Source organism: Bradyrhizobium sp. (assembly GCF_049581145.1).
In the GTDB taxonomy this organism is placed as follows: Bacteria; Pseudomonadota; Alphaproteobacteria; order Rhizobiales; family Xanthobacteraceae; genus Bradyrhizobium.
The window spans coordinates 1-2,994 of sequence record NZ_JBAURI010001216.1 but is presented as its reverse complement, the minus strand read 5'-3'; the positions used below and the strand labels follow the sequence as shown (position 1 = coordinate 2,994).

Genomic DNA, 2,994 nt, shown 5'->3' with positions numbered 1-2,994 from the left:
GCAACAAATGGGGAATTTCCTGGGACTACCCGTCGCGCAAATCGGCCGTGGTCGATGCGCGCGCCAATTGCGGCAACAGCAAATGTCCGATCGAGCTGAGCTTCTACGGCGCACGCTGCGGCGCGTTCGCGATTTCCGGAAAGTCTTGGTCGCTGGTTCAACGCGATACCGTGCAGAAGGCCAAGGATGCCGCGCTTGACGAATGCGGCAGAGCCGGCAAAGCTTGCCGCATTATCGGCGCGGTGTGCGCCGACGGCTCGGGCCGTTTTCAGTGATTGCGATCAAGCCGCCAAATCGGGTTGCCCATGCCAAATGCCATTTTTCGCCTGATCACCTTCACGCTTTGTCTCGGGCTTTTTCTTGGTCTTGCGACGACGATCACACCTCGAGCTGCCCGTGCGCAAGCCGGCAGTGCCGGCGGCAGCGTCGGCAATGACGACAAATCGCTGTCCGGTTCGCGCCCGGATTCTCCCGAGGGTCGATCTGTCGAATCGGACCAGCCCGCGCACCACAGCAAGCCGCAGGCCGAGGGGCCGCGCCGGGCGTCGCGAAGCAATGGCGGCAGCGGTGGAAATTTCGACGGCACCTGGACGTTTGTCGGCACATCGACGAACTGCAGGGGCAGCGGCAGCGTCAGCGGGGTGATTTCCGGTGGCCGAGTCGTCGGGCCAGGCACGATCGGTAGCGTCAGCCCCAACGGCGCCTATCATGGCGTCTCGGTCGGCAATGATGGCATTCGCTTGACCGCAAGCGGGAGATTGTCAGGCAAAAGCGGGAGCGGAACCTATGCCCGCTCGGATGGCTGCGTGGGCCGCTGGATCGCCGCAAAACAGTAGACTTATCAATATTATACAGATGCCTTTTTAGGGCGATAAGGGAGCCTGAATTAAGCCCAATCCTCTCCGGAATTGCGGCCTATTACGACCTCAGTCTTCGTGCAGATAAACGATCTGTTAAGCGATGTGTCATGTGTTGCGTATCCGGAGATGCGTGTGTCCAGTCGAACCGCGAAATTCGCATCGGTCATTTGTGCCAGCATTCTCGCAAGCATCTTCACGATCATCCTGCCCTATCGCGCAGCAAACGCGGCCGACGATTGCCTGCCCGAGCCGAAAGGCGTGGCGCCGCAGGGTCAGCATTGGTTCTATCGCATGGACCGTAGCACGCAGCAGCGTTGCTGGTACTTGCGCGATGTCGACGCAAGAGCCTCGACCGCGGACATGCCGGCAGCGGCGCCTGCGAAGACGGCTGTTCGCAAACCGGAAGCGGTAACGCCGGACGCGATCTCAGACGCCCGCGCCGAATTGCCTGCGCGCGCGCGGCGCGATACGGACACCACTTCCGCAGGTCCCGAAGTTGCCCCCACCGCGGCGGACGTTGCAGATCCGGTCTTTCCCGCTCCCTCTGGCGTGATCTCCTCAGTCACTCCGCAGCCCGACGCCTCGGCGCCATCCACGGATTCAGCCGCTCAGGCAGATAACCAGACGGCAGCGCAGCCGCCTGATCCGGCGCCTGCGGCCATGCTGGCAACACCTGCCGCGCCAGCAGAGCCGGTAAAACCCACGGGCTCAATCCAGATGCTCTTCCTGGTGGCCGGCGGGGCACTGGCGCTCGCCGGTTTGACAGGGAGCGGCGTCTATCGACTGGCAGGCGCCCGTCGCCGCGGCAAGGACAGCTGGCGCAGCACCTGGCAAAAGGCCGCCAAGAAACAACGGCGACAATGGGCCGAAATGAAACGCGAGCGGGCTGCGCGCCGTGCCGATGTCGCGCCTGCCCGCACGCAACCGCATGTTGCGCGGCAACACGTCCAAGAGCGCACACCAGAACGCGTCGAACGACACGCCGACGTTCAAGTGCTTCAGGCGCGCGTCCCGCAGGAGCCCCGCGCTCGCGCGCCCGTCCCAAAGGAGCCAGCTCGCGCTCCTGCTCCTGTTCTGCCGGAGCCAGTTCGCGCTTATGCCCCTGCTCCCGTCCTGCCGGAGCCGGCTCGCGCTTATGCTCCTGTCGCGCAAGAGCCAGTCCGCTTTCAACCGCGCGCGCCGCAAGAGCAACCCCATGTTCGAACGCGCGTCCCGCAGGAGAAGGTCGAGGAGATCGAGGCGTTCCTGGCGCGCTTCTCCAAGCAGATGTACGGCTGACGCTACGTCTGCAGCTGGCGCTGCAGCTCGCGCACGAAGGTCGTCAGGCCGGTGCGGCGTTCACGCTTCAGCCGCTCCGCTTTCAGGATCGATTGCACTTCGGTAAAGGCCTGATCGACGTCGCGGTTGATCACGATGTAATCATATTCCGCCCAGTGGCTCATCTCGTGGCTGGCGCGGCTCATGCGCCCCCTGATCACCGCATCGGAATCCTGCGCGCGGGAGTGCAGGCGCCTCTCGAGATCGGCGGCCGACGGCGGCAGGATGAAGACGCTGACGACGTCGGCGCGCGCTTTCTCGCGCAATTGCTGCGTACCCTGCCAGTCGATATCGAACAGCACATCCTGCCCCGCCGCCAGGGCGGTTTCGACCGGCGCGCGCGGCGTACCATAATGATTGTCGAACACGACGGCCCATTCGAGCAACTCGTGCCGCTTCACCATCGCTTCGAAACGCGCCTTGTCGAGGAACAGATAGTCGCGGCCTTGGACCTCGCCGGGCCGCTTTGGTCGCGTTGTGGCCGAGACCGACATCCGCAAGCCAGGCATCCGCTCGATCAACAGGCGCGACAGTGTGGTCTTGCCTGCGCCGGACGGCGACGACAGCACGAACATCAATCCGCGCCGTTCAACGCCGTCGAAGCCGAGGTCGTGAGCCGCCATGGATCACTCCAGATTCTGAACCTGCTCGCGAAATTGTTCGACCACGTTCTTCATTTCGAGGCCGGTATTGGTCAGTTCCAGGTCGTTCGATTTGGAGCAGCAGGTGTTGACCTCGCGATGGAATTCCTGCGACAGGAAATCGAGCCGCCGCCCCACCGGGCCGCCCTTGCCGATCAGGTCGCGGGCCTGTGAAA

General features: G+C 63.7%; 5 protein-coding genes. 3 read left to right on the top strand and 2 right to left on the bottom strand.

What is annotated here, in order from left to right; all coding sequences use genetic code 11:
• The 3 genes from WCB02_RS38750 to WCB02_RS38740 form a co-directional block, all read left to right on the top strand.
• On the top strand, nt 1-275 hold a 275-nt coding region (locus WCB02_RS38750), incomplete at its 5' end, for a DUF4189 domain-containing protein (protein ID WP_423967501.1).
• Nucleotides 276-305: 30 nt separating this feature from the next.
• Nucleotides 306-836 carry a hypothetical protein gene (locus WCB02_RS38745; RefSeq protein ID WP_423967499.1) on the top strand — a complete coding sequence of 177 codons (531 nt, stop codon included), beginning with the start codon at nt 306-308 and terminating at the stop codon, nt 834-836.
• Nucleotides 837-935: 99 nt separating this feature from the next.
• The gene (locus WCB02_RS38740; protein WP_423967497.1) at nt 936-2,138 is read left to right on the top strand and encodes a hypothetical protein; all 1,203 of its coding nucleotides are present in this window, start codon (nt 936-938) and stop codon (nt 2,136-2,138) included.
• 2 nt (nt 2,139-2,140) lie between these two features.
• Here WCB02_RS38740 and gmk read toward each other — a convergent pair whose 3' ends face one another.
• Both gmk and WCB02_RS38730 read right to left on the bottom strand, forming a co-directional pair.
• Nucleotides 2,141-2,800 carry a guanylate kinase gene (gmk, locus tag WCB02_RS38735; RefSeq protein WP_423967495.1) on the bottom strand — a complete coding sequence of 220 codons (660 nt, stop codon included), beginning with the start codon at nt 2,798-2,800 and terminating at the stop codon, nt 2,141-2,143.
• Between the two features lie 3 nt (nt 2,801-2,803).
• A partial coding sequence (locus WCB02_RS38730; RefSeq protein ID WP_423967492.1) for an endoribonuclease YicC domain-containing protein occupies nt 2,804-2,994 on the bottom strand: 191 nt, incomplete at its 5' end.